The organism is Pseudoalteromonas sp. S8-8, from assembly GCF_000497875.1.
In the GTDB taxonomy this organism is placed as follows: domain Bacteria; phylum Pseudomonadota; class Gammaproteobacteria; order Enterobacterales; family Alteromonadaceae; genus Pseudoalteromonas; species Pseudoalteromonas arctica.
Genome location: NZ_AUTR01000070.1, coordinates 24,495 through 50,416 on the forward strand (window position 1 = coordinate 24,495; position 25,922 = coordinate 50,416).

Genomic DNA, 25,922 nt, shown 5'->3' on the forward strand with positions numbered 1-25,922 from the left:
TAATATCTTGATTTAGCAGATTCAAAATCTATTCAACTTTACAAAATCAACATACTCTTATTTTATGTAAAGCCACTTTAGTAGCTTAATAAGAAGTTTGCTTTGTTTTAGCAGCATAACAATACGAGGATTAAACGAGCCCGATACTAACGTGTTTTTAGCATGGCTAAACGTTAAAAACCCTTCTATGCCATGATAATGCCCCATTCCTGAATGCCCTACACCACCGAAAGGGGCATCGTCAGCAGTTACTTGCACTAACGTATCGTTTATCGCTACAGTGCCACTGATTGTTTGCTTCATAATATATTCTTGAGCGTGCTTATCTTGCCCTAAAATATAAAGCGCTAACGGGTGGTGATGGGCTTTAATATAGTCAATTGCGCTGTCGAGCTTGTCATAACTCATTATTGGTAGTATTGGGCCAAATAGCTCATCTTGCATAAGCTGCATTTCGTCAGTAACTTGAGTCACTAAGTGCAGCCCCATACGATGTTTTTGCTCATCTTGCTGGTTTTGCTCAAGTGGCTTAATAATGTTTGCGCCAAGCTCTTGGGCTTGCTCTAAGTAGGTTGCTAAACGTTTATAGTGTGCATCGCTAATAATAGAGGTTAAGTTTTTACCTTCAACACCGTCTTTAAAGTGCTTTTTATAAAGCTCGCATAATTGCTGAACCAACTGATGCTCAAGCTCTTTGGGTACAAATACGTAGTCGGGAGCAACGCATATTTGCCCTGCGTTGGCCATTTTTCCAAACAGTAAAGCTTGCGCCGCTTTTTTAATATCGGCATTTTGCGTAATAATAACTGGCGATTTACCACCGAGTTCAAGCGTTACTGGTGTTAAATTACGGCTCGCTGAAGCCATTACTAATTTACCAACGGCCGATGACCCCGTAAATAATAAATGAGCAAATGGTAGTGATGAAAACTGCGCGGCTACGTCGCTACCGCCTTGTATTATTTTGCAATGCGCTTGCATGTCGTCTTTAAATATTTTTTCGATAACGGCGTTTGTGTGAGGTGTAAACTCGCTTAATTTGAGCATAACTCTATTACCGGCAGCTATGGCGGTAAGCACAGGTACTAACGCTAACTGAATCGGGTAATTCCACGGTGCAATAATACCAACCACACCTTTAGGTTGGTAATTAACACTTACTTTTGAAGGCCACAAACTTAAACCTACAGAGCGATTACTTGGCTTTGCCCATTTTGGTAGCTTTTTGATAATGTGCGCGAGTGTTTGAACCGTAGGCAATATATCGCCAAGTAGAGTATCGAAAGCGGTTCTGTAACCAAAGTCTTTTGAAGCAGCATCCACTAGCTCTTGCTCAAGTTCAACAATACGTACACGGAGTTTTTTTAATAAAACGAGACGTTTATCAATTGGCAAGTAAGGTGTTTCGAGAAAGCTTTTTTGCAATTCATCAAATAGGGGAATTAAAGGCATTGCCTGTGATGTGTCGGTGCTCAAAATAGATTACTCAATTTTTAAAGTTACCGCAGACTATAACCTTGTTCTGTTTTTCGAGCAATAACACTAATTATCTAAAAAAGAGCTTCTTGAGCAATATAAATAAGTATAAAGAGTAGCTTTGTTTAAAACTGTAAATATAAACAAAGCTACTGGTTGGAACTAATTTAGTACAGCTTTAAAAGCCAAATACTTGCGCTGCAATCGTCATTGTTACCAGCGTAATTAATACAATAGCCACAATATTTAGCACAAAGCCGGCTCTTATCATGTCGCGCATTTGAATTTGCCCTGAGCCAAACACAATAGCGTTTGGTGGTGTTGCTACAGGCATCATAAATGCGCAACTACACGCAATAGCAGCAGGAATAACCCATACAAGGGGTGAACCTGTTATCGATTCAGCAACAGGACCTAATAACGGTAAGAAACCTGCAGCGGTTGCTGTATTGCTTGTAATTTCAGTTAAAAATGTAATTAAAGCAACCACAACAAGTACGCTCATAACAAGAGGAATCGCACTTGCGCCTTCAATCATGTGAGCAATAAACTCGGCAAGACCTGACGATTTAATTTGAGATGCAAGCGTAAGTCCGCCCCCAAACAATAGCAATACGCCCCAAGGCACTTGTGAGGCGTTTTGCCAATCAAGAATACGCTCATCACTGCCTTTATTAGCAGGCATTACAAACAGCAGTAATGCAGCAGCAATTGCAATTGTAGTATCTGAAATTTTAAGACCTGTTATATCACCCAATAAAGGTCTAAATATCCAGCAAAGTGCAGCAAGCACAAATACAAACAATACGCCTTTTTCTGCGCGTTGCATTATTCCAAGCTTTTTTAACTGTTCAGAAAATACCGCTTTGGTATCAATTTTTTGATCGTTTTTAACATTAGCATCTACTTTATACGCAAATTTGGTAAGCCAAACCCAACTAATAATAAGCATACTTAAAGACAGTGGTACGCCTACAATCATCCACTGAGCAAAGCCTATTTCAATTTGGTAACTGTCAGATAGGTATGCAGCCATTAATGCATTAGGCGGTGTACCAATTAAAGTAGCAATACCACCAATGCTTGCACCATAAGCAATTGATAGTAGCAATGCTTTGCCAAACCCTTCATTACTTGGGTCTGATTGCTTAACCAAATTGGTAATTGAAAGTGCAATAGGCAACATCATTACGGCTGTCGCAGTATTAGACATCCACATAGATAAAAATGCAGTAACAAGCATCATAGCTAAAATTTGTAAACTTGGTTTTTTACCCGCATATAACATGGTGCTTAATGCAATACGTTTATGTAAACCCCAACGCTCCATAGCAATTGAGATTAAAAATCCGCCTAAAAATAAAAAGATTAACGGGTGTGCATATGGCGCAGCCACACTTTTTATTGCTGCTATGTCAGCCAGTGGTGATATTACCAGTGGTAGCAATGCAGTTGCCGGAATTGGTACAACTTCACTTACCCACCACGATGCCATCCAAAACGCTAAACCTGCGGTTTTAAATGCCGCAACCGACATTCCTGTTGGCGGATCAAGTAAACATGTTAATAGCATTACTAAAGGGCCCAGTACTAAAAAAAGCCATTGAAAATGTCTGTTCTTATCTGGTTCTTGCGTCAATATATTATCTGTCATGGCTAGCCTCTAAAACTTGTATTTAAGACCAAGCGCAACACTGCTGTCGTCTTGTTCTTCTAAATTAAGATCGGTATATAAAAGATAAGCTGTAGTTTGCTTATCAAATACATAATCAAGGCCTGTGCTCCATTGCGTTGCCTCAGATGCTTGACGAAGAGTTGAGTCATCTTTACCAAATTGAATTTTTGGCACCCACTTATCAAGTGTATAACTGGCACTTAATACGTAACCATTGCCCGACTTTGTGCCATCTACTGATTCTGAATGTTGGTATAACGCACCAAGTTGTAATTGTTCGAACTTATAAACAACAACAAGGCGGCTTGCTTTTACATTGTTAAGTGAATCTACATGACTGAACGACACATAATATGAAGTACTTTTTAAATTACGGTCGCCATAAATAAGCGTAGCAGCAAAGCCTGCTTTATCGTCTTTATTGTCATCTTTTGGCGCATAAGTAAATGAAAACTGCGTATTATGCCAATAGTTTGAGGTGTAAGTTATTGTGTCACCGAGGCGGTCTTGACCTGCAATAACCTGTGCCATATCGGCTTGAGTTTCGTTAAAGTTATCGAGTTTACCTTCAGAGTATTTAAAGCGAGTGTCGTTACGACCTACAACAACTTCACCAAAAGCACCTTTTAAACCTAAGTAAGTATTACGTGCAGTAAAAGGCTCTTGCGTATCATCTTCTTCAAAACCTTTAACTTGTACCTCATATTTAAAAACAGCACTTAAATATTCGTTAAGTTTATGATCGCCCTTAATACCAATACGCGAGTATGGCGCTTCAATTTGAGTACCCTCTTCGGCATAACGCATTATGCCCGTATCAGTACTGGCAATTTGTACTTCGGCTTTACCGTATACAGCGTACTCTGCAGCAAAAGATGTGTGTGAAAATGTAGCTAAGCAACCATAGGATAGAAATAAAATACAGGTGTGTGTAGTTTTTGTCATCGTGTGCCCTAATTATTAGAATCTACTTGTTGTAGCGCTAATAAGGCAACTTTACTGCCAAGTGTATAAAAGCAATCTATTTCAATAGCTTACTAAAATAAGTCGTTTAATTTAAATAAAAGCGTGTGAATTACCACACATAAGAAAGTGGGTCTTGTCACCAAACCCACACATTTAGTCAGTAAACATATCTCTATTAAGATTGTATTTACTCATTTTATCGTAAAGTGTTTTACGAGCAATTTGCAGTGTTTCCATGGTGTTTTTAATACTGCCGTGGTTTTGCTCAAGCGCGTACTCAATAAGTGACTGCTCATAAAAAGAGACTTTTTCAGATAAGCTTAAATCGGGAGATAAGCCACCTAATTGTTGTGTTTTAACTTCAGCAAAGGCAAGTTCGGCACCAAGTAATACAGCTCGCTCTGCTTGATTTCTTAGCTCTCTCACATTGCCCGGCCAGTCATAGGCAACTAACCGCTGTTGTATTTCGTAATTTACTGCCGCCGGCGGCTTATGATAGCGAGTTGCAGCAATAGAGCTAAAGTGTTTAAACAAAAGTAATATGTCAGCTTTTCGCTCTCGTAATGGCGGAATATTAACGTTAACCAAACTAAGTCTGTAATATAAATCAGCTCTAAAATCACCCTTTTCAACTAACGCAAGTAAGTCTACTTTTGTAGCTGCAACAATTCTGATGTTTAAATCAATTGCTTTGTTATCGCCTACAGGTGTTACTTTTCGCTCTTCTAATACGCGTAATAACTTAACTTGCAGTGCCATTGGAGTGCTTTCTATTTCATCTAAAAAGACCGTACCACCTTGTGCATATTCAAACTTACCTTTTCGACTTTGAGTAGCCCCTGTATATGCACCACTTGCTGCACCAAACAATTCGCTTTCTATTAACTGCTCTGGTACTGCGCCACAATTAATAGCAACAAAATTACAGCTAGAGCGATTACTCTGATCATGTAGATACCGCGCTACAAGTTCTTTACCTGTGCCAGTTTCACCTTCAATCATTACATCGGTTGGGGTATCTATAATTGTGTTTAATAAGTGCATCATGTGTTGCATTTTAGGTGTGTCACCTAGTATGCGTACACCTGGGGCTGAGGTTTTCTGTACAGCCACTTTTAATGCGCGGTTCTCCATAACAAGGCTTCGTTTGTCGCACGCTCGTGCTATGCAATCAAGAAGATGTTCGTTAACTGGTTTTTCAAATAAATCATACGCACCTAATTGCATCGCTTTAACTGCTATCGATACATCAGCGTAACCAGTTAAAAATATTACAGGGAGCTCACTATCAAAAGCCGTTATTTGCTCTAAAAGCGTTAAGCCATCCATGTTCGGCATATTTATATCGCTCAGCACAACTCCAGCAAAGCGCCTATTGAGTTTGCTAAGAGCGGTACTTGCGTCATTAAAGCAATCAACGGTGTATCCTTCGAGAGTGAGCAATTGCTTTAAAGAGTCTCTGATCATTGCTTCATCATCAATGACTATTATGTGATTACATGGAGAGCTGTCAATCATCTTTATTTTCCTGCCTGTTAGAGAGGCTAATTATAAATTCAGCCCCGCCTTCAACTCGATTGTGCGCGCTCAAACAACCATTAAACGAATCTATTATTTGTTTTGATATAGATAAACCAAGGCCTAAACCTTTACTTGATTTAGTACTATAAAAAGGTTCAAATAAATTACCAAATGCATGTTGCTCAATACCAGAGCCAGTATCTAAAATCGACAGTTTTACGCGCTCTTCAAAACACTCCAGCTGAAAACTTAAGTTACGAATAATTGCGCCATTCATAGCTTGGCTAGCATTAGTAATTAAATTAACGAGTACTTGTTCAAATTTAAGCGAATCGACCCACACAACGACTGTTTCATCAAATTGAGGTGGCTCTACTTGTACGTTATCTTGCTTTAACTGCGCGCTAGAAATCATTAATGCGTTATTAACAAGCCCTGCAAGAGGGTAAGGTCTGAGCTGCATTTTGGAAGGTTTACTAAAATGCTTTAACTGACCTACAATTTGGTGCACTCGATTAACTAATCCCTCAATCACTACTAAGCTTTCACCAAGTGCTGAAGTATTTCCTTTAGCTAATAAACGCTTTGCCGAAGCTAAATAAGTATTAATAGCACTGAGCGGCTGGTTTATTTCGTGGTTAATTCCTGCACTTAGCTGTCCTATTGTCGCAAGCTTTGCAGACTGCACTAAAGCCGTTTGTACTTTTTCCAAAGCCTGAGTGCGCTCAAGGACTTCAAGTTCAAGGCTATGTCTGGAGTACACCAGCTTTTTATAACCCGCAAACCGAGTTAATAAAATATAACTAATAATAATAACTAAGCTACAGATAATAAATACCCAAAATAAGCGAGGCAGTTGAGCTGAATTAACTTTTGTTATATCAACGAGTACGTTCATTGTGGCATTAAAATATCGTAAAGGTCTTTGCGACATTACGTAAAGTTTTTTATCTATTTTTAAATGTTTAATACCTTCATTAGAAAATTGAAACTGCTTTATATACAAAGGCTGATGATCTAAATAAGCCCGACGAGATTTAATATCTCTGCGCATCGTTATATCAAGCTCAGTGAAGCTGTTTAATCGCCACATTTGCATATCTGACATTGCAATTACCTCATCTGCAAGCTGCAAAAAAAAGTGACTACCCTTTGAAGTATTTAGAAGCTCTCTGTCATCCTCAAATTTACTTACATTCACTTTTAACACAACAACACCAATGGCTTTATTGTCGCGATATACTGCTTGTGAAAAGTAAATACCACGCTCTTTAGAGCGCATGCCTAATGCAAAGTACGCTACTTTTTCGCCTGCAAATGCACGTTTGAAATAAGGTCTAAACGCAAAGTTGCTACCTAAAAAAGTATAATCTGCTTGCCAATTACTACTGGCAATAACTTCGCCTTGAGTATTTAGAACAAAAATATCTGAGGCACCACTGGCTTGTTGAATATCAGCAAGGTAGTTATTAATAGCGTTATAGTGCTGTGGCTGCGCATCTACAAAGTCTATCATTAACGAGTTATAGGTAAGTAACTGGGGAATAGCAGAAAAACGAGCAAGCTCAGTATCAATATAGTTATTTAATTGCGTAACTTGGCGCTCAGCCTGGTAGGTTGCTTGCTCAACATCATGAGAACGACCAAGCCAAAACGTAACAACTAATATAAGTACGAGTAACACACAAACAGTAATGATTTTTTTAGAAAAAGAAAACATGAAGAACTCGCAAAAAATAGCCAAGAAAATTTTAGGGCGCTAGTGTAACGGCTAATCTCTAGCAGAGATATAAACTTTTTGTTAACAACAGTTTTAAAGTGTTTAAAAACAAAAATCGCCGTAAACAACTATGTTTACAGCGATCTGTTTAGCATTAAATTAAAAAACAATTAATTTGTAGCTAATGTTGATCTATTTTTAACATATTTATATAAGCCAATTAACGACGCTGCAATCCAAAATATCTCGATTACAAAGCTCGCTAAATTAAAGTTATAACAAAGGCTAATTAACAGTAAAATTGCCCCTGTTAAATTCATCATATTATACGTTAAGCTAGCTGGAGATGTTTTACCTAGCTGCAGTAAAAAAAATGAACCAACTACTAAAAAAGTACCTGTCATGCCTATGATGTCAAATAAGAGTGCTATCACGAAACTATCCTTTATCCATTTTTAAATAACCCAATAAACTGGCCCGATCCATGGGGAGGGTATTTTTTCATTCATTGAAACAGCAAACCGGGCGATTCTATCAATATGGTAAATTCTAACAAGGCCATATGTCCGCATGCACAAGGCTTTATACTTATTCGCTTAATTAAGTATTATTGCGGTTTAGTATTACTTCATATACCTTATTTAAAGGTTACTTTGCCGCCAATTATTTTATAGGCAGGCGCACCGCGAATAATCGCTTCTCGGGCAAATGGCCGGCTACAGTTAGGGCAAATACAAGCCTCTGTTGTAAAGTCTTGGCTAATACGCTCTTTAAAGCACTTAACTAATGCTCCTTTCCCCCCTTTTCGATATTTAAATAAAGAGGCTTTACAAGCAGAGCAAAAAATATCAACCGTTTTAGTAGGGCCTTTTTTGTTGGGTTTTGCCATTACGTCCTGCGGTATTATATAAAGAGTAATTAGCAATTATATCAGTTTAGATGGGTAAAGGTTACCACCTCTGACTTAGAATTTAGATACGGCAGACTTAATCTATAAAGGCCCATTAAAATATAGCCCTTATAAAATAAACACATTCTAATCTTTAAAAAAGAAGCGGTTTAACTGAGATGACAATACATTCATATTAAAAGGTTTGACTATAAACCCTGATACCTTAGCTGCAATAACTTGCTTAACTTTATCTGTACTGTCTTCACAAGTAACCATTAAAACGGGAATATCAGCGAGTTCTTTATCTTTTCGAATGTTAGTAAGTAAACTAACGCCATCCATTTTTGGCATATGAAGGTCAGTAATAACCAAATCGAAATGCTGGTTGCGCAGAAATACCAAAGCTTGCAATCCATCAGTTGCTTCAACGATATTGCTATACTCTAGTTTTCTAAGCATATTAATTAATACGTGTCGCATGAGTGGCATATCATCAACAACTAATATTTTCATTAGTTTCTTTACCAAATTGTATAAATGGGATTATATAAAACTACTCTACTCGTAGATAAGGATCAAATTTGGATTTGCTGATTATTTAAATCTTACGGCCATATTCCTAAAATGAGCCCCATTAACGAAAACTGTAAAATATGGTACCCCCCGTTAATTAAAAAAAGCTTTAGAGGGCGTTGCTCAAATATATAACTCAATCCAAATGAACTACTGATCCAAAAAAAGCCGATCACAAAGCCGGTTCCTATACTTTCACCTACGCTTGCATCCTTACCTAAAAAAAGAGATAGCATTAAAGCCGCTATAAAAACTAAAAAAAAACTGCCACCAAATATCAACTTAGGGTTAGCCGATTGTAAATCCAGATCAGTTAAGCCAATACTTTCTAGCCATGCATTTTTAAAGAGAGCTTTTGAATACCATATACCACCAAGCATAAAAGAAGACAGTGCAGCCACTAGTATCGCAAAATAATCAACATCTAAAAGGTTCATACAAACAGCCATATACAAAAAGTGTAATACCGTTTGGTATTAAATATTAACGGTATAAAGATACTCCCAATGTAGTTATAAATAGGGGATTGAGCAAATGGCCTAACTTAAATTAATTTTTGGTATAGAAGGTAATTATAAAAATAAAATTTATAAATCGCCAAATTTTGCATTGGTCAATAAGGCTAAATCAGTTGGCGAGAGTGCTATTTCTAAGCCTCTTTTTCCGGCGCTCACATAAATAGTGTCAAAGAGAGAAGCACTGCTATGAATAAACGTAGCTAGACGTTTTTTTTGTCCAAGCGGACTCACCCCTCCTAAAATATAACCGGTACTAACTTGTACTTTTTGTGGGGCAGCCATAATTACTTTTTTAGCACCACATAGTTTAGCTAACTGTTTTAAATTAACTTGTTGAGATACAGGCGTTACAGCAACAATCAGATGCCCTTCATGTGTTTCAAGTACTAAGGTTTTAAATACTTGTGCACTGTCTAAATTTAACTTTTCAACGGCTTCAAGCCCGTAATGACTATTATTCTTATCGTGCTCATAACTGAGTACTTCAAAGGTTTTTTTTTGCTTTTTAAGCAGATCTATTGCTGGTGTCATGCTGTTTCATCTTTTTTATTCACAGTAACAAAAATTAAGTTTAAAGCAAAAAAAACGACGCTAAAAGCGTCGTTTTTTTGTTCATAATAATTTAAATTTATTTAGTTAAATCATCAAAAAACTTTTTAACACCGTCAAAAAAGCCTTGCTCTTTAGGACGGTTTTTAGAGCTATCTGTGCCCATGCTTTCATCTAACTCTTGAAGTAGTTCACGTTGACGCTCGTTAAGATTAACTGGCGTTTCGATTACCACTTTACAAATTAGATCGCCTTGGGCACCACTGCGTACAGACTTAACACCTTTGCCACGCATACGGAACATTTTGCCCGTTTGAGTTTCAGACGGTATTTTAAGTTTTGCACGACCATCAAGTGTTGGCACCTGAATTTCGCCACCAAGGCCTGCTGTAGTAAAGCTAATTGGCACTTCACAATATAAATTATTCGCTTCACGTACAAATATTTCATGTTCACGAACCGACACTTGCACATACAAATCGCCCGATGGCGCGCCATGCATTCCGGCTTCGCCTTCACCCGTTAAGCGGATACGGTCACCTGTATCAACGCCAGCTGGAATTTTAACTGAAAGCGTTTTAGTTTTTTCTACGCGGCCTTGTCCATGACAGCTGTTACAAGGATCTGAAATAATTTGACCTTGTCCCTGACACGTTGGACACGTTTGCTGAACAGCAAAGAAACCTTGGCGCATTTGCACTTGGCCAGCACCATGACATGTAGTACATGTTTTAGGTTTAGAACCCGCTTTAGCACCACTGCCATCACATGGCTCACAACCAACCCATGTAGGTACTTTAATTTCAACTTCTTTACCACGAACAGCTTCTTCTAAGCTTAAGTCCATGTTATAACGTAAATCAGATCCACGTTGTTGACGAGATTGACGTCGACCACCGCCGCCACCAAAAATATCACCAAATACGTCGCCAAATACATCACCAAAGTCGCCATGTCCGCCACCAAAACCACCGTGACCACCGCCACCACCTTGTTCAAAGGCTGCGTGACCATGTTGGTCATACATTTGACGTTTTTGATCGTCGGTTAGTATTTCGTACGCTTCTTTAACTTCTTTAAATTTTATTTCGAGATCTTTATCGCCTGCGGTACGATCTGGATGATATTTCATCGCTAAGCGTTTATACGCTTTTTTTATGTCTCGCTCACTCGCATCTTTGCTTACGCCGAGGACTTCGTAATAATCGCGTTTTGACATATCTATCACACTACTCTTTTCTGTTTACAGCGTAAGCTGCAGGATAAATCGATAAATCGCATCGATTTATCATTGAATTTTTAAACCTTGAATACATGCAAAAGGCGCGACAAGCTATTGCTCGCGCGCCTCAATTGTTCATCCTAACCTAAACACCTAACTGAGTTAAGTGTTTTTGGCTAGCGAGAAGCGGTAGCAACAATTACTTGTCGTCTTTCACTTCTTCGAACTCTGCATCAACAACGTCGTCGTCTTGCTTAGTTGACTGTTGTTCGCCAGCGTCTGCTGAACCTTGCTGTGCTTTCGCTTGAGCAATTTCCATTAGTTTTTGAGACTTTTCAGCAAGAGCTTGAGTTTTAGCTTCAATCTCTTCTTTATTGTCGCTCTTAATTGCAGCTTCTAAATCTACAACAGCAGCTTCAATTGCTTCTTTGTCTTCGTTTGGTAATGCATCGCCAGCTTCTTCAACTTGCTTACGTGTACCGTGAACTAAAGCGTCAGCTTGGTTACGAGCAGCTACAAGCTCTTCAAACTTTTTATCGTCTTCAGCATGTGCTTCTGCATCACGAACCATCGCTTCAATTTCGTCATCGCTTAAGCCTGAAGATGCTTGAATCGTAATTTTTTGCTCTTTACCTGTATCTTTATCTTTAGCAGATACATGTAAGATACCATCGGCATCAACATCAAATGTTACTTCGATTTGCGGTGTACCACGTTGTGCTGGACGAATACCTTCTAGGTTAAATTGACCTAGAGATTTATTGTCGCTTGAACGTTTACGCTCACCTTGAAGTACATGGATTGTTACAGCAGATTGATTATCTTCAGCTGTTGAGAACGTTTGCGATTTCTTAGTAGGAATCGTTGTGTTTTTCTCAATCAGTGCAGTCATTACTGAACCCATTGTCTCAATACCTAGAGATAATGGAGAAACGTCTAGTAATAGTACATCTTTAACGTCACCAGCAAGTACACCACCTTGAATCGCTGCGCCTACGGCTACTGCTTCATCAGGGTTAACATCTTTACGAGGTTCTTTACCGAAGAACTCTGCAACGATTTTTTGTACTAAAGGCATACGTGTTTGACCACCAACAAGAATAATGTCGTTGATGTCGCTTACTGATAAATCAGCATCAGCAAGTGCACGTTTAAGTGGCTCAATTGTTTTAGTTACTAAATCTTCAACTAGTGACTCAAGCTTAGCACGTGTTAGTTTCACGTTCATGTGCTTAGGACCAGATGCATCAGCAGTTACATACGGAAGGTTTACTTCTGTAGACTGTGCAGATGAAAGTTCAATTTTTGCTTTTTCAGCAGCTTCTTTAACACGTTGCATTGCAAGCGGATCATTTTTAAGGTCTAAGCCTTGATCTTTCTTGAATTCAGCTACTAAGTAGTTGATTACGCGGTTATCGAAATCTTCACCACCTAAGTGAGTGTCGCCGTTTGTAGCAAGTACTTCAAAAGTGTGCTCGCCTTCAACTTCATCAATTTCAATGATTGATAAATCGAAAGTACCGCCACCTAAGTCATATACTGCAACTACGTTTTCGCCACGGTTTTTATCCATACCGTAAGCAAGTGCCGCAGCCGTTGGCTCATTGATAATACGTTTAACTTCAAGACCCGCAATACGACCAGCATCTTTCGTAGCTTGACGTTGTGAATCATTAAAGTATGCAGGTACTGTGATTACGGCTTCAGTTACTTCTTCACCTAAGAAGTCTTCAGCTGTTTTCTTCATTTTTTTCAGTACTTCAGCAGAAATTTGTGGTGCAGCGCGTTTTTCGCCGCCCGCTTCTACCCATGCATCGCCGTTATCAGCTTTAACAATTTTAAACGGCATGATGCCGATATCGCGTTGTACTTCTTCGTCTTCAAAACGACGACCAATTAAACGCTTAATTGCAAATAATGTGTTTGTCGGGTTAGTAACCGCTTGACGCTTAGCAGATTGACCTACTAATGTTTCGCCGTCCTGCGTATAAGCAATAATAGACGGGGTTGTGCGATCGCCTTCCGCGTTTTCAATAACACGTGCTTTGCCACCATCAAGTACTGCAACACAAGAGTTTGTAGTACCTAAATCTATTCCAATAATTTTACCCATGAAATCTCTCCAACTTCAATATTCGTTAAACGTTCGATGACTAGTAAATAGGGTTGCTCCAAACTTATTTCAACTGTAAAAATGAAAAAAAATTCATTTTTTGTGATTTATTTACAAAATAACCCTAATAATTGTAAGGAATGGTGATTTTTACACCGCCAGGGACGCTTTTAATTACTGGTCTGACTAGTTTGATTGTGTTATAAATTTATTAAATAGCACTACAAAAGGACATCTTCATGCATTTTGAGCAACTACTTCAACAAGCGGAAAAAATTGGTCAAGCCGAAAATACAGAACAATTAAATAGTACAATGCAATTTCCAGAAAACTGGTGCCAAGGCAGAACTGCTTTTGGTGGGCTTTCAGCCGCACTGTTGTATCAAGCAATCAGAGGTAAGGTAACGGATGATCGTCGCTTACTTTCACTCAGTACTAATTTTGTAGGACCATTACTTGCCGATACTCCTTTTTCTTTATCAATTGAAATACTGCGCCAAGGTAAAAGCAGTACACAGGTACTCGCCAAAGCGATTCAAAATGAACAAGTGTGCGTAATTGTACAAGCGTGTTTTGCTAAAAGTAGAGAGTCGGGTATTAATGTGCCTGTTTCAAAATCTTTGGGTTTAAAGCCAGTAGATGAGCGCCATACATTACCTTTTATAAAAGGTCAGATGCCTGAATTTTTTCAGCATGTTGATTTATGCCCACAGCAAGGGGGTATGCCATTTAGTAGTGCAGAAACCTCTCACTTAGGTGGCTGGATGCGCTTTAAGCACACCCCAGAGCAAATTACAGAGGCTCATGTTATTGCATTGACAGATGCATGGCCGCCAACACTTTTACAAATGTTTAAACAACCCGCTCCTGCAAGTAGCATGTCGTGGTATTTAGAATTTGTACAAGAGCCAAACTTAACACCCGGCGAGTGGCTTGGCTTTGAAGCAATCACTCATCATTCAAAAGATGGTTACGGTTTAGAGGATGGCTGTATATGGTCGCAGTCGGGTGAGCTAATAGCGCTTACACGTCAAACAGTGGCTTTATTTGATTGATGATTGGGTTTGGCCTTCATCAACAATCCTTTTATAAGTACCATTTTGCTTGATGAGCGCCAAACCAATATCAAACTCAGTAGCTAAAGAGAAGTTGTTAAAATAAGCAGGTCGATCTGCTTTTGGAAATAAAGTGTAAATTTGTACAGCTTCGGGGGATTTATGCCGATTGTAATAATAGTAAAAAATACGCTTATCTAACACAATTACATCAACCCAACCTTTTAACAGCTTATCTACCTGCGCTTTATGATTAATAACCTCTTGATATGAGCTAAAGTGTTTAACATTCCTTTTAAATATAGGAGGCAGATATGCCGTTGCATTTTGAAAAGCAAGAACATTTTTATTAAACATGTCTTCTATTTTATCAATGTTATATTTATTTCGCTTGAGTGTAATAGCTACATTTTCATAACTAAGTACCGTTTTACTTGGATAAATACCAGCACTAATTCCTCCAGCATAATTTAAAAGTATATCTACTCCTTTATTATGTAATTGATGCTCAGCGCGTTTATTCGACATATATTGCACATTAATATTAGTAAATCCATTGGCCTTTAACGCGGCTTTTATTAAATTTAGGTGTATACCCGAGTCCGTTTTTACAAAAACATAGGGTGGAATTGATGCGCTGGCAGCGATCATTACCTCTCGCTCTTTATTAATAGCCACAGCATTTTGCGAGCAAAAAAAGAGCCACATTAATATGTAGTAAAAATAATATTTCACACGCTTCCTTTATATAACGAACAGCTTGATGGCAGAACGCGTTGTATTAATGTATTAAATATAGCAAAATTGAAGAAATATTCTTCTTGCTTGGTATTAAATTGCAAACTGTATGCCCCTGCTGCGATCTGATCATAGATATACCTCGCATAATCGCAAAACAAATGGCGATATGCCCACATTGCCACCATAAACTTTGCGAAGCCGATGTTAATCACGATAGTCGTATAGTTGCACTAAGCTTTAGCGCACTATTAATGCTGCTGAGCAGTATGTTTTACCCTTTTATTTCTTTTAGCAGTAGTGGTATTACTCAAACTATTACTCTGCCCGACGCGGCTCGGATTTTATTTAATTACGATAGTGAACTGCTTGGCTTATTTATCGATTTGAGCATTATTGCTCTGCCTATGGGTTTGCTTCTTATTTTAATTCCTTTGCATCTTGGGCTTTTAAAAACATTACCAGAGGGCATAGCAAGGCGACTACTAAAGTTCACCCTTGCGTTAGAACCGTGGATTATGTCGGAAATATTTTTAATTGGCGTACTTGTTAGTATGGTTAAAATCATGTCGCTGGCTGATATTAGCTTTGGCACGAGTTTTTGGGCTTATGTGGGGTTTGTTATTTTATACATAGCTGCGCTTGTTCACTTAAATCGCCCACGCTTATGGGCTCAAATAAAGCCTGTAAAAGTACTCGAAGGCGCAGAGCATGCTAAACGTGCAATAGATGAAAATATTAAAGCCTGCCATGTGTGCCATCAACTATGTACCGGTAATATTTGTCAGCGTTGCCATACAAAAACGCACGTTAGAAATCCTTACAGCGTACAAAAAGCAGCAGCTTGGCTAATTACCTCTGTTGTTTGTTATATTCCAGCTAATGTTTTGCCTATTATGCATACCACTAGTCTTGGGGATGAATCCCCTTCGACTTTAATTGGTGGTGTTATTACTCTTTGGAAAAGTGGCTCCTACCCTATTGCCGCTATTATATTTTTAGCCAGCGTTGTGGTGCCACTTGCTAAAGCTTTTGTATTGAGCTTTTTATGCTTTATGGTAACGAGACCTGCCAATAGACATACAAAAAGTTACACCCGAATTTATCAACTGACTGAGTTTATTGGAAAATGGTCGATGATAGATGTATTCGTGGTTGCTATTTTAGTTGCCTTAGTTCAACTGGGTAATTTAATGTCAGTAACACCAGGATTAGGCATTGTATTTTTTACAGTTATGGTAATATGCCAAATGATGGCTGCCCATGCCTTTGACCCACGCTTGTTGTGGGATTCCCCTAAAAACAAAAAATCAGAGAACAAAGCATGACCGAAACTGCCGAAATAACAAAAGAACCGAAAATTTCCGCTATCTGGATCATTCCGGCAATTGCGCTGTTAGTGGGCATGTGGATGTTATACCAATACCAAGCTAATAAAGGCCCTACAATTTTTATCGAGATGCCACAAGCCGAGGGCATTATTGCAGGTAAAACTGAAATAAAAGTGCGCAGTGTAAAAATAGGTCAAATTGATCATGTTCGACTATCAGACACCCAAGACAGCGTTATTGCCCGTGCACAAATAGACAAAAACTACAATAACCTATTAACTGATGATGCCAAAATTTGGGTCGTAAAGCCACGCATTGATGAAACGGGTATTAGCGGAATGAGCACGCTATTATCTGGTGTATATTTAGAGTTTTCACCCGGTGAAAGTAAAGAGCTAAAAGAGCGTTTTAAATTACAAGACGAACCCGCCCTCATTGGTAAAGATGTGAAAGGTGGCCGTTTCAAATTAATGAGTTACAACGCTGAAGTGCTTGATGTGAGTACCGGTATATTTTTCAAAAATTATAAAATAGGGCAAATAGAAACCGCCACTTTTGATTGGGAAAACCAAGCAATGAAGTACGGCGTATTTATTAAAGAGCCTTATCAAAATCTCATCACCATGAACTCTATTTTTTGGGTGAACGCAGGGATTGAAATTGACCTATCTGCCGATGGCATCAATATTAATACGGGCTCTTTAAGTAAACTTTTAAAAGGCGGCATTTCGGTTGGCTTACCTGAACAACAGGCCCCGGGTGAAATAGCACAAGACGGACATAGCTTTTCATTAAGCCAAAGCTATAAAGAGGCGCTAGAAGAGCGCTTTTACGATTTTGATTACTACCTCATTGAATTTGAACAATCAGTTCGAGGACTACGCCCAGGTGCTCCTGTCGAATATAGAGGTATGCGTGTAGGTACTGTTGTTGAAACCCCTGCCAATGTAATTATTGACGGTAAACCTGCCCACTTTAGAAACCATAATACGGCGGTTCCAGTACTTATAAAAGTAGAATACGGACGCTTGTATCACGACAGTGCCTCAGCTAAAGAGTATTGGCAAGGTAGTTTAAAAGGCTGGATTGAAAGTGGTATGCGCGCCTCGTTAAAGCCTGGTAATTTATTAACGGGTGCAGTGTACGTTGATTTTGATATATACCCAGATGCACCGCAAGCACACCTAGGTAAACTTGTACAGTATGATGTTTTTCCGAGTATTTCTAGCGGCATAACCGTATTAGCAGACCAAGTCTCTGACGTACTTAATAAGGTAAATAACTTAAAAGTTGAAGATAGCTTAGAACAAATGCAAGCCACATTTACCGATTACCGAGCGCTTGCTAATGAAATGCGAGAGCTGCTAAGCCAAAAAGATACACAAAACTTACCAGGCGACTTTAATCGTAACTTCGAAAAGATGACAAAAAGTATGGAGCAGTTTGAAGTAACTATGCGCCAATTTGATAAAACCATGGCCAGTTACCAAGCAGGTTCTGAACTTCATCATCAAATACAGCAAACATTAAAAGAGTTTAAACGTTTAAGTGAGGGCCTACAGCCTCTAACTCGCGGATTAAACGAACAACCTAATATGCTAATTTTTGATAAATCATTACCAGCAGATCCAAAACCAAGGAAGCAATAATGAAATCGTTATTTTTAACTGCAAGTTTATTATTACTATTGGCAGGTTGTAGTTCATCAATACAAACTGCCACACAGTATTATCAGTTTGAGCAGCCTATTGGTGCATCGTCTCGAAATGTGACAGACACAGACGCACAATTAAGAATACAAACAGTTGTACTTAGAGGTGCTCTAAATAATTTAGGTATTGCTATGAAAATAGATAGCAACCAAATTCATGCTGCTAATTACAACTTGTGGGGCGAATCGCCGGATGTAATGCTTACTACAACAGCCCAGCAAGCTCTTTTTAATGCTATGCCAAATTGGATGGTAATAAAGGGCTTACCGGTCATTACTGAACTCGATCAACAAACGTTTTATGAACTGGAATACGAAATTCACCACTTTAATGGCGATATGAAAGGTAATGCTGATATCTCTGGGCTTTGGCGTTTATATTACACACACCCAGAAACAGGCCGACGCCTTATAAGTATTCATAACTTTTCGCAATTGGTCCCTATTGATGATGATGGATACGACGGCCTGGTTTCGACACTTGAAGCAATATGGCTAAATATAAACCTAAATGTTGCAAAACAAATAGAACAAGCAAGACTTTAATCATTAAGTGAAAATATAATTACGGCGGTTTTATCATTATTGATAACCGCCTTGCCCTCTATTTTAAAGCCCAATTTAACAACACATTCTGCGATGCCCTATTATCTGGTGATGTTATTGCACACAGTTTTGTAATTCCAAATTCATGCTTATGGCGCAAAAGTGCGCTGGCCGCTTCAAAAACATAGCCTTTTTTTTCAAAACCACTTACAAGAGCAAAACCTAAATCAGGTTGTTGTAACGCTGCTCGCTTATAAAACCCAACAACGCCAACCACTACAGCATTATGCAAAGTAATAACGTAAGGCCCAAAGCCTTGGTATTTATGAGAAGCAATAAATGACTAGGGCCTGTTGACCTTTCAGGATTAAAATTTGTTCAATCTAGGGGCGATTTAATCGCGGCGTGAGGTTTGTAACCTAGTGGGCTAAGTAAAAACCGAGCAACAAAGAGTTAATTGCCCCTAGGTAGAACCCTTCGGGCAGCGCATGTTTGGCATTTATGCTGTGTTATCGCCTATTTATGGGGAATAACCACACTACATAGGCTCTGCCTTGCCTAAATACCAAACATACTGCTGCAAATTTAACCTCGAAAGATAAACAGGCCCTATAATATACGACTGGCATCATCAAGGGTATAAATTGCTTTATCGCCAATGTGCTTTATAAAACTAGCCTGATTAACTAGCTTAAGTAAAACAGCTGCATCAAACTCATTTGCATGGCGCAACAACAGTCGATTTGTTTTAAATACTGCGTTCAATGTAAGTTCCTCTAAAAAACTTTGTTTTGCATGTAACTTTTTGTTGACTGAAATTAAAAAGCGGATTATTTTTGCGCCGATGTTTTTACAGGCACAACAATAGCGGTTTGCACTCCTTGCACCGTCTGGCGCCAAAGCCAACGCGTTTCATTTAAACAGCTATTTAACATAACTGTTTATGTATCCCTCCCACGCGTACAAAAGCAGTGACTTGGAAAATGATTTAACAACAAACTTATCATCTTCTTTGTTTTTGTATAAGCGGCTTGAAAATTAATTTAATTTTTATGCATGCTTTTAATTTTGTGAATACTTAAATGCTTGAACCTTCTGCGTTGAGTTTACTACCACCGTTAGTGGTGGTTGTATTGGCTGTTGTATTACGCCGCCCTATTTTATCTTTACTTATTGGTGCTTTAGTTGGTTTAGTTATAGCCGATCCTGCACAGGTACTTACTAACTTTGCGAGTACATCGCTAAAAGTAATGACAGACGAAACCATCGGCTGGCTAATACTTGTATGTGGTGGTTTTGGCGCTTTAATCGCACTGTTAGTACGCACAGGTGGCGCATCAGCTTTTGGCAAGCTAGCTCTTAAGTACACCAAAGGTAAGCGTTCATCGTTGTTCATGACCTTTTGTTTAGGTGTGGTTATTTTTATTGATGACTACTTAAATGCGCTTACTGTGGGTGAAACCATGAAACGCATTACCGATAAATTTAAAGTTAGCCGTGAGATGCTTGCTTACGTTGTTGACTCAACTGCGGCACCAATTTGTGTGCTTGTCCCTTTATCTACCTGGGCGGTATTTTTTAGTGGCTTATTGGTAGATAACGGTATTGCTGAAGAAGGCAAAGGTATTGCTGTTTATATTCAAGCTATTCCGTACATGTTTTACGCGTGGTTTGCAGTGCTTGTTGTTTTACTTGTTGTGTTGGGTGTTATTCCTGCGATTGGTCCAATGAAAAAAGCAGAACAAATGGCGCAAATTGAGCAAGCTCAAGTCGATCCAGCTCAATACAATAACGTTCAAACAGCAGATGAATACGCAGTAAAAGCAGCTGAAGAAAACTTTGAAGACGCTGATCCTAAAGGTAAATTACGTAACTTTTTAGTGCCGATTATTTTACTAATCGCATTTACTGTTTACTTTGAAATAGACGTATACAAAGGCTTACTAGCAACAATGGCGGTCACTCTCCCGTTTTATGCGCTACAAAAATTAATGAGCGTAAGTGAAATGATTGAGCGCATGCTTGATGGCTTTAAAAGTATGATCCCCGCTATTGGTACTGTTATAGCGGCGTTTATATTCAAAGACGTATGCGACTTAATTGGTTTGCCTCAGTTTGTTATTGGTAGCTTAAGCCCTTATATGACCGCAGCATATTTACCAGCCGTGGTATTTATTTCAATGGCTATTTTAGCGTTTGCAACAGGGTCGAGTTGGGGTATTTTTGCTGTATCAATTCCGATTGTTATGCCACTGGCTAATGCGGTTGATGCAAACATACCACTGGTCATTGGTGCGCTATTATCGGCTTCTTCTTTTGGTAGCCAAGCGTGTTTTTACTCAGATTCAACCGTACTCGCAGCGCAAGGCTCTGGTTGTAATTTAATGAGCCATGCCGTTACACAATTGCCTTACACGCTAATTGCTGCGGCATTAGCTGTTATAGGCTTTTTAATAATGGCTTAATAAATAAAAACCCCAATGTAGCAATACATTGGGGTTTATTTTTAGCTGTATAAATAAAGCTTATTTTTGTAGTTTAATTCCATTGTAATAGGCATCAAGCGTTGTGATTTTAGTTTGATTTGGTAAATCGGCAAAGTCACTTTCTATAAACTTAGTACCACGTAATTGCACATTTAAACGTGCGGCATTAGGATTAAGCATTGTTTGCTTGTAGTAGTCTTTTATATCTGCAAGCGTTACTTTTTCAACTTCATCAATCAGCTTTTGCTTAGAATCAAAGGTAAAGTTTTCACGGTACCAATCGTTTATAAGTGGGCTCATTTCGTCACTTAAGTTTTTAGGCTGCTCTTTAAGCGATACTAGGGTTGAATTTTTAAGCTGCTCAAAAGTCTCTTCGCTCATGTTATCAAGTTCAACTGCGTATTCTTTTTTAAACTTATCAAAACGAGCTTGTATTTCTTTAGGACCTTTAACCGGTGTTTGAATATACAAACCAATTGCAGAGTAATCCTCGATTGGGCGAGCTAATGCACCTACTGCATATGCAAGTTGCTCCTCAGTTCGCATTTTATCAAACGCAACTGTTCTAAAGTGACTTTGTAATACAGCCGCTTCTGCTTTTTGTTTGTAACCCGCAACAGGGTGAACGGTCATATCAACCACCGCTACATCAGCTACATCAATATCTTTTTGCAGTACCAGCGTTTCGCCCGGTTGTGGTAACCACGCTTTGCTGCGCGCAAATTCACTGCGTTTATGGTTGCTTGGTAGCGTTGCACTTAATTCGTCTGCAATCGCGTCTATATCTTGCTGATTGTAGTTACCGTAACTAAATACGCGTAAATCGTTTTGTGCAAACGTAGCTGTTTTTAATTGTGCTAAGTCGGCAACACTCACTGAGTCAGCGGCTTTAATAAGCGCGTCTGTATCAAAACCACCTGTACGCGTTAGTTTTGAATACTCGCCAAATGCTTGTGCATACGGAAACTGTTTTTGTTGGTTTAGTAAATTACGTTTAAAGCGATCAACTGCTTGGCTAAATGCTTGTGCTGTTTCATCGGCTTTTAATCCGGTTAAAGCTTGTTTAAGCAATACATTTTGTTTGTCTGTGAAACCACTCATAGATAAAACAAGACCATTACTCGGCGCAAGGCCTACACTCATACCAGCGATTGCTGCTTCGGTACTTAACTGACTTTGTTGAATATTGTATAAATCAGCCCAAACAGAATAAAGTACTTCTGCTTTAATATCGTTCAAACCTGGTTGAGTATTTATATAAACTTCGACAAGCCCTTTTGGCTGCTCTGCAAATTTTTGACTTGCTTGGCGCCATACTTTTACACCATTTTTATCGTAAGCAAGCTCAGGATGTTTTTGCTCTTTAAATGCTTGAGTTTTTATTGCAAAATTTTCAGGCAATAAATTGTTTACAGTCGGTAGTGCTAACTTAAATTCGCTTGGTTTTTTCCAGCTTGCAATCTCTTGTTCGCTAATGTCACTGATGCGATATTTACCGTCGTAAAAGTGTAGTTGTGAGTCTGTCTCTTCTTGCTGCGATACATACCAAATACGAAGAGTATCGGCATTTAACTGCTCAAGTACTTTATTTACAGCATCAGCGTCAAATTTTGCATAATAGTAAGGTGCATTAATAGCGTGATTTAACGGATAGTCTTGCATGCTTTGTGTAAGTGAACTTACATAATTAAACTCATCACCTTTTTCTAAAAACTTAAACTGGTTATTTAGTGATGTACGAATTTCGTTGAAGTACTTGCTATCAACGCCCTCTTTTTTAATTAAATCGATGTACTGCATGATAGTTGCAACTATTTCATCACGATTTTTCATGCCTTCATCTGTAAGCTCTGCGTTTACGTTTAATGACCCGTAGTTACCATATTGATTTGGTGCAGCTGAAGCTGACAACTGAGATACCCACCCTTTGTCACGAAGCAGTTGCGCTGGGCTGCCCGGCATTTCATTACTTAGTAAATACGCTACAAATCGATTTGGTTTAAGCGCGAATTCGCTATTATTATTAGCAATGGTGAAATCAAGTTGTAGCTGTTTTACATCTTCATTTGGTGCATAAAACACGCGTTTTCCGCCAGCGTTATCAAAATCAAGTTTTGCAGTTACTGCTGGTTTTTCGATGTTTTTATTTTTTATATCAGCAAAGTATTTTTGTGCTTTTTGCTCCATTTCAGCAATAGGTAAATTAGAAATAAGCGCTACTTTCATAACATTTGAAGAATAATATTTATTATAAAAATCAACCGTTTCTTTGTGAAGAGAACTATTTTCTTTGTCACCAAGTGTTTCTAGGTTACCAATTAAAAAGCGATTAGCGGGGTGATCGCCCATCATTTTACGCGCGAGTTTAAATTGACCAAAAAAGTCCATTTCGCGACGCATTGACCACTCTGCGTTTACTGCATTTTTTTCTTTGTCTGTGTATTCAGGGTATAACTTAGGTGCTTTGAAAAAGTCGGCAAAACGGTCTAGCCCTTCATCAAACGCGTCGTTATTAATTTTAAACATGTAATTAGTAATATCGAGCCAAGTATACGCATTGTGCGCGCCACCATTCTTGGTCATAAAATCAGAATACCCTTTTGTATCTGGGTAACGATCAGTGCCTAAAAACAGCATGTGTTCTAAATAATGCGCCATACCCTGTTGCGACATCGGGTCGTGGAGTAAACCTACACCTACACTAAGTGCCGCTGCTGACTTTTCAGCACCCGGATCAGACACTAAAATAACTTCAATGTCGTTTGCTAATTTAAGTGTTTTATATTCGCGGTTATCGTTAGGGCTTACAACTAACGTGTCTGATAATAAAGAGGCCGGAGGCGCCACAGAAACCGAAGCTGTATTTGAACAACCACTTAAAACTGCAAGTGCGATAGCACTAAAACCAATAATCTTTTTCATTTTTGTTTTCCATTAAAAAGTATTGCGCAAAATAGCATGCGCCAATTCAAAGCAATATAGTTAAGCTAAACTAACATTTTCAATTAATAACTTTCTACAAAATAACGCTATTTTGTGTAACACATTGTGAAAAATGTCTTCATAATCGGCTATTAGTTGCGAGTCTGCCAACCTTCGAGATTAAAAATCATTCAATATAAAAAGATACACAAACTCTAAATAATAATAAGGAAAAACAATGGAAAAAATCATCATACTTGCCATGTTTGCACAAGTTACGCTTTCACTGGTTGTAATGCTCATTATGGGTAAAAGGCGCTTTGCAGCAGCTAAAAACAAACAGCTTGATTTAAGCGATTTTAAAACAATGCAGTTAGATAAGGCTGGCGACACTATCAGGGTTGCAGATAGAAACTTTTCAAATCAGTTTGAAATACCTGTACTTTTTTACGCGGGATGTTTACTTGCACTACAGCTAAATAGCGCCAGTACACTTGTGGCTGTACTGGCCTGTTTATTTGTAGCAACACGTATTGTGCATAGTGTTATTCATTTAGGTGAAAATAACGTACGAGCACGTTTTAAAGTGTTTTTACTAGGTTGTGTTTGTGTGTTTTCAATTTGGCTAGCGATGGTTTGGCGAGTGTTACTTTAAATAGCAAAGTTTAATAATGGTAATGTGGGCGGCTGGTTTACGCCATCCACATTACCATTAATTTTAATTATTTAGCACGTTTTAAACGAGGAACCGCAAGTAAAAAAGCACCTAACAGCCAAATTAACCCGCCGCCAGAACTGCTACTAGAATCTGTTGATGAGTTAGAATCAATTAGCGTATTTTCAGTAACAGTAAGACCTGCGGCTGAATTAGGATCATCATCCATTATCGCCACATTTTGAATAGTCACTAAATTAGCACTGCTAATTGTTACATCAGTGCTTGCACATTGTTCAGCAGTAATACCAACAACGGGTGTTTCACCACAGTGTACTAATGCTGCAATTTTATCTAACGTTGATTGGCTTGCTGCAGTAATTTGTCCAAACACAGTAAAGCCACCGTTTTGGGTATCAAGTGCTGCACTATTGTCTGTAATATTAAAAAACCACTGGCTCGTTGCACTATCAGCATTACCCGATAGTTTAGCCATCGCAATGGTGCCCTTAACATTAGAAAAAACGGGTTCATTTTCTACAGCAGGTTTTGTGGTAATCGCATCTAGCGAGTCAGAAAATGTAAATCCCCCCCCTTGAATAACAAAGTTACTAACAGAGCGGTGAATTACTGTTTCGTTATATGAATCGTCTTGAACGTAACTTAAAAAATTTGCAACTGTTTTAGGTGTTTGTTGATCAAACAAGTTAATTTCTATGACACCTTGGCTCGTGTTCATTTCGACAATAGTGGCAGCACTTGTAAAGCTTGCTGCGGCGAGTACTGAGCCAAGTAAAAGTTTTTTCATGTTGTATTCCTGTTGTTATATTTTTAGATAATTGTTAATGCGTTAACACATTAATGCCATAGGCGATTAAAATCGATTCTAAAGTGAGAGTTGATACAAATTAGACCGTGTTGATAACAAATTAATTACATATACCATTACTTATATTCTTTTTAGCTATATAAATCTAATTATTTAAAATTAAATCATCTTAAGAGTATGGCTACTTTTTGTTACCTTTAAAAAACACAAAACAACAGGATCTTATAATGCCACACACTAAACATGCAATTTGCGACTTTGGTTTACACAAAGGCGAACCCTATACAAAACTGCCAGCAAGCTTTTTAACCTGGATGATAGGTACTAATCACCATAAGCGAGAGTATGCGAATACGGAGTTGAAGCGTCGTGAACGTGCTGCCACAAACCAATTAACAGCCCCTTCCAAATAAAATGTAAAATA

Annotated in this window: 24 protein-coding genes; 7 read left to right on the plus strand and 17 right to left on the minus strand. The window is 38.5% G+C overall.

Annotated features, from left to right (window positions below):
- Nucleotides 1-57: 57 nt before the first annotated feature.
- The 12 genes from L659_RS0120995 to dnaK form a co-directional block, all read right to left on the minus strand.
- Nucleotides 58-1,476 (minus strand): coniferyl aldehyde dehydrogenase, encoded by a 1,419-nt coding sequence (locus L659_RS0120995; protein ID WP_024591796.1) that lies wholly within the window; start codon nucleotides 1,474-1,476, stop codon nucleotides 58-60.
- A 178-nt stretch (nucleotides 1,477-1,654) separates the two neighbouring features.
- A complete protein-coding gene (locus L659_RS0121000) occupies nucleotides 1,655-3,130 on the minus strand; it encodes an SLC13 family permease (protein WP_024591797.1) in 1,476 nt (491 codons plus the stop codon).
- A 9-nt stretch (nucleotides 3,131-3,139) separates the two neighbouring features.
- Nucleotides 3,140-4,096, minus strand: a complete 957-nt coding sequence (locus L659_RS0121005; RefSeq protein WP_024591798.1) for a porin — start codon at nucleotides 4,094-4,096, stop codon at nucleotides 3,140-3,142.
- 174 nt (nucleotides 4,097-4,270) lie between these two features.
- Nucleotides 4,271-5,635, minus strand: a complete 1,365-nt coding sequence (locus L659_RS0121010; protein ID WP_024591799.1) for a sigma-54-dependent transcriptional regulator — start codon at nucleotides 5,633-5,635, stop codon at nucleotides 4,271-4,273.
- Nucleotides 5,628-7,358, minus strand: a complete 1,731-nt coding sequence (locus L659_RS0121015; RefSeq protein ID WP_024591800.1) for a sensor histidine kinase — start codon at nucleotides 7,356-7,358, stop codon at nucleotides 5,628-5,630. The genes L659_RS0121010 and L659_RS0121015 overlap by 8 nt, the downstream gene beginning before the upstream one ends.
- 170 nt (nucleotides 7,359-7,528) lie before the next feature.
- Nucleotides 7,529-7,792 carry a CBU_0592 family membrane protein gene (locus tag L659_RS0121020; RefSeq protein WP_010553937.1) on the minus strand — a complete coding sequence of 88 codons (264 nt, stop codon included), beginning with the start codon at nucleotides 7,790-7,792 and terminating at the stop codon, nucleotides 7,529-7,531.
- A gap of 203 nt (nucleotides 7,793-7,995) precedes the next feature.
- Entirely contained in the window at nucleotides 7,996-8,247 is a 252-nt protein-coding gene (locus L659_RS0121025) for a hypothetical protein (RefSeq protein ID WP_007585454.1), read from the minus strand.
- A gap of 147 nt (nucleotides 8,248-8,394) precedes the next feature.
- Nucleotides 8,395-8,763, minus strand: a complete 369-nt coding sequence (locus tag L659_RS0121030) for a response regulator (protein ID WP_010553939.1) — start codon at nucleotides 8,761-8,763, stop codon at nucleotides 8,395-8,397.
- 92 nt (nucleotides 8,764-8,855) lie between these two features.
- A complete protein-coding gene (locus tag L659_RS0121035) occupies nucleotides 8,856-9,260 on the minus strand; it encodes a DUF1761 domain-containing protein (protein ID WP_024591801.1) in 405 nt (134 codons plus the stop codon).
- 150 nt (nucleotides 9,261-9,410) lie between these two features.
- A complete protein-coding gene (gene ybaK / locus L659_RS0121040; protein WP_024591802.1) occupies nucleotides 9,411-9,872 on the minus strand; it encodes a Cys-tRNA(Pro) deacylase in 462 nt (153 codons plus the stop codon).
- Nucleotides 9,873-9,969: 97 nt separating this feature from the next.
- The gene (gene dnaJ / locus L659_RS0121045) at nucleotides 9,970-11,109 is read right to left on the minus strand and encodes a molecular chaperone DnaJ (protein ID WP_010553942.1); all 1,140 of its coding nucleotides are present in this window, start codon (nucleotides 11,107-11,109) and stop codon (nucleotides 9,970-9,972) included.
- Between the two features lie 202 nt (nucleotides 11,110-11,311).
- Nucleotides 11,312-13,225 carry a molecular chaperone DnaK gene (dnaK, locus tag L659_RS0121050; protein WP_024591803.1) on the minus strand — a complete coding sequence of 638 codons (1,914 nt, stop codon included), beginning with the start codon at nucleotides 13,223-13,225 and terminating at the stop codon, nucleotides 11,312-11,314.
- A 239-nt stretch (nucleotides 13,226-13,464) separates the two neighbouring features.
- Here dnaK and L659_RS0121055 point away from each other — a divergent pair, with 239 nt between their 5' ends.
- Complete coding sequence (locus tag L659_RS0121055; RefSeq protein WP_010553943.1) at nucleotides 13,465-14,280, plus strand: thioesterase family protein; 816 nt, start codon at nucleotides 13,465-13,467, stop codon at nucleotides 14,278-14,280.
- Here L659_RS0121055 and L659_RS01000000123130 read toward each other — a convergent pair.
- On the minus strand, nucleotides 14,269-15,015 hold the full coding sequence (locus tag L659_RS01000000123130) for a substrate-binding periplasmic protein (RefSeq protein ID WP_024591804.1): 747 nt from the start codon (nucleotides 15,013-15,015) through the stop codon (nucleotides 14,269-14,271). The two genes, L659_RS0121055 and L659_RS01000000123130, sit on opposite strands and share 12 nt — an antisense overlap.
- 164 nt (nucleotides 15,016-15,179) lie before the next feature.
- On the opposite strand from L659_RS01000000123130, the gene L659_RS0121065 reads away from it, so the two are divergent.
- Genes L659_RS0121065 through L659_RS0121075 form a run of 3 tightly spaced genes read left to right on the plus strand, consistent with a single transcriptional unit; the run spans nucleotide 15,180 to nucleotide 18,606 of the window.
- Nucleotides 15,180-16,346: a paraquat-inducible protein A gene (locus L659_RS0121065; RefSeq protein WP_010553945.1), complete on the plus strand. Its 1,167-nt coding sequence runs from the start codon at nucleotides 15,180-15,182 to the stop codon at nucleotides 16,344-16,346.
- Complete coding sequence (pqiB, locus tag L659_RS0121070; RefSeq protein ID WP_024591805.1) at nucleotides 16,343-17,998, plus strand: intermembrane transport protein PqiB; 1,656 nt, start codon at nucleotides 16,343-16,345, stop codon at nucleotides 17,996-17,998. Before L659_RS0121065 ends, pqiB begins: the two co-directional genes overlap by 4 nt.
- Complete coding sequence (locus L659_RS0121075) at nucleotides 17,998-18,606, plus strand: PqiC family protein (protein WP_024591806.1); 609 nt, start codon at nucleotides 17,998-18,000, stop codon at nucleotides 18,604-18,606. The genes pqiB and L659_RS0121075 overlap by 1 nt, the downstream gene beginning before the upstream one ends.
- Before the next feature lie 58 nt (nucleotides 18,607-18,664).
- On the opposite strand, the gene L659_RS01000000123135 is transcribed toward L659_RS0121075, so the two are convergent.
- Nucleotides 18,665-18,898 carry a GNAT family N-acetyltransferase gene (locus tag L659_RS01000000123135; protein ID WP_231388462.1) on the minus strand — a complete coding sequence of 78 codons (234 nt, stop codon included), beginning with the start codon at nucleotides 18,896-18,898 and terminating at the stop codon, nucleotides 18,665-18,667.
- A 317-nt stretch (nucleotides 18,899-19,215) separates the two neighbouring features.
- On the minus strand, nucleotides 19,216-19,371 hold the full coding sequence (locus tag L659_RS1000000123740) for a hypothetical protein (RefSeq protein WP_374703132.1): 156 nt from the start codon (nucleotides 19,369-19,371) through the stop codon (nucleotides 19,216-19,218).
- 317 nt (nucleotides 19,372-19,688) lie between these two features.
- Between L659_RS1000000123740 and L659_RS0121090 the strand changes: the two genes are divergently transcribed.
- Nucleotides 19,689-21,071, plus strand: a complete 1,383-nt coding sequence (locus L659_RS0121090; protein WP_024591807.1) for a Na+/H+ antiporter NhaC family protein — start codon at nucleotides 19,689-19,691, stop codon at nucleotides 21,069-21,071.
- A 60-nt stretch (nucleotides 21,072-21,131) separates the two neighbouring features.
- Here the strand turns inward: L659_RS0121090 and L659_RS0121095 are convergent, their stop codons facing one another.
- On the minus strand, nucleotides 21,132-24,014 hold the full coding sequence (locus tag L659_RS0121095) for an insulinase family protein (protein WP_024591808.1): 2,883 nt from the start codon (nucleotides 24,012-24,014) through the stop codon (nucleotides 21,132-21,134).
- Between the two features lie 238 nt (nucleotides 24,015-24,252).
- On the opposite strand from L659_RS0121095, the gene L659_RS0121100 reads away from it, so the two are divergent.
- Entirely contained in the window at nucleotides 24,253-24,669 is a 417-nt protein-coding gene (locus L659_RS0121100) for an MAPEG family protein (RefSeq protein ID WP_024591809.1), read from the plus strand.
- A 67-nt stretch (nucleotides 24,670-24,736) separates the two neighbouring features.
- Here the strand turns inward: L659_RS0121100 and L659_RS0121105 are convergent, their stop codons facing one another.
- Entirely contained in the window at nucleotides 24,737-25,477 is a 741-nt protein-coding gene (locus L659_RS0121105) for a peptidylprolyl isomerase (protein ID WP_024591810.1), read from the minus strand.
- A gap of 248 nt (nucleotides 25,478-25,725) precedes the next feature.
- Here L659_RS0121105 and L659_RS0121110 point away from each other — a divergent pair, with 248 nt between their 5' ends.
- A complete protein-coding gene (locus L659_RS0121110; protein ID WP_024591811.1) occupies nucleotides 25,726-25,911 on the plus strand; it encodes a hypothetical protein in 186 nt (61 codons plus the stop codon).
- Nucleotides 25,912-25,922: the final 11 nt, after the last annotated feature.

Excerpts from the sequence above, each read along its gene's own strand:
- L659_RS0121000 (WP_024591797.1), bottom strand. The coding sequence starts at position 3,130 with ATGACAGATAATATATTGACGCAAGAACCAGATAAGAACAGACATTTT.
- L659_RS0121005 (WP_024591798.1), bottom strand. The coding sequence starts at position 4,096 with ATGACAAAAACTACACACACCTGTATTTTATTTCTATCCTATGGTTGC.
- L659_RS0121010 (WP_024591799.1), bottom strand. The coding sequence starts at position 5,635 with ATGATTGACAGCTCTCCATGTAATCACATAATAGTCATTGATGATGAA.
- L659_RS0121015 (WP_024591800.1), bottom strand. The coding sequence starts at position 7,358 with ATGTTTTCTTTTTCTAAAAAAATCATTACTGTTTGTGTGTTACTCGTA.
- L659_RS0121025 (WP_007585454.1), bottom strand. The coding sequence starts at position 8,247 with ATGGCAAAACCCAACAAAAAAGGCCCTACTAAAACGGTTGATATTTTT.
- L659_RS0121030 (WP_010553939.1), bottom strand. The coding sequence starts at position 8,763 with ATGAAAATATTAGTTGTTGATGATATGCCACTCATGCGACACGTATTA.
- L659_RS0121035 (WP_024591801.1), bottom strand. The coding sequence starts at position 9,260 with ATGAACCTTTTAGATGTTGATTATTTTGCGATACTAGTGGCTGCACTG.
- ybaK (WP_024591802.1), bottom strand. The coding sequence starts at position 9,872 with ATGACACCAGCAATAGATCTGCTTAAAAAGCAAAAAAAAACCTTTGAA.
- dnaJ (WP_010553942.1), bottom strand. The coding sequence starts at position 11,109 with ATGTCAAAACGCGATTATTACGAAGTCCTCGGCGTAAGCAAAGATGCG.
- dnaK (WP_024591803.1), bottom strand. The coding sequence starts at position 13,225 with ATGGGTAAAATTATTGGAATAGATTTAGGTACTACAAACTCTTGTGTT.
- L659_RS0121055 (WP_010553943.1), top strand. The coding sequence starts at position 13,465 with ATGCATTTTGAGCAACTACTTCAACAAGCGGAAAAAATTGGTCAAGCC.
- L659_RS0121065 (WP_010553945.1), top strand. The coding sequence starts at position 15,180 with ATGGCGATATGCCCACATTGCCACCATAAACTTTGCGAAGCCGATGTT.
- pqiB (WP_024591805.1), top strand. The coding sequence starts at position 16,343 with ATGACCGAAACTGCCGAAATAACAAAAGAACCGAAAATTTCCGCTATC.
- L659_RS0121075 (WP_024591806.1), top strand. The coding sequence starts at position 17,998 with ATGAAATCGTTATTTTTAACTGCAAGTTTATTATTACTATTGGCAGGT.
- L659_RS0121090 (WP_024591807.1), top strand. The coding sequence starts at position 19,689 with ATGCTTGAACCTTCTGCGTTGAGTTTACTACCACCGTTAGTGGTGGTT.
- L659_RS0121095 (WP_024591808.1), bottom strand. The coding sequence starts at position 24,014 with ATGAAAAAGATTATTGGTTTTAGTGCTATCGCACTTGCAGTTTTAAGT.
- L659_RS0121100 (WP_024591809.1), top strand. The coding sequence starts at position 24,253 with ATGGAAAAAATCATCATACTTGCCATGTTTGCACAAGTTACGCTTTCA.
- L659_RS0121105 (WP_024591810.1), bottom strand. The coding sequence starts at position 25,477 with ATGAAAAAACTTTTACTTGGCTCAGTACTCGCCGCAGCAAGCTTTACA.
- L659_RS0121110 (WP_024591811.1), top strand. The coding sequence starts at position 25,726 with ATGCCACACACTAAACATGCAATTTGCGACTTTGGTTTACACAAAGGC.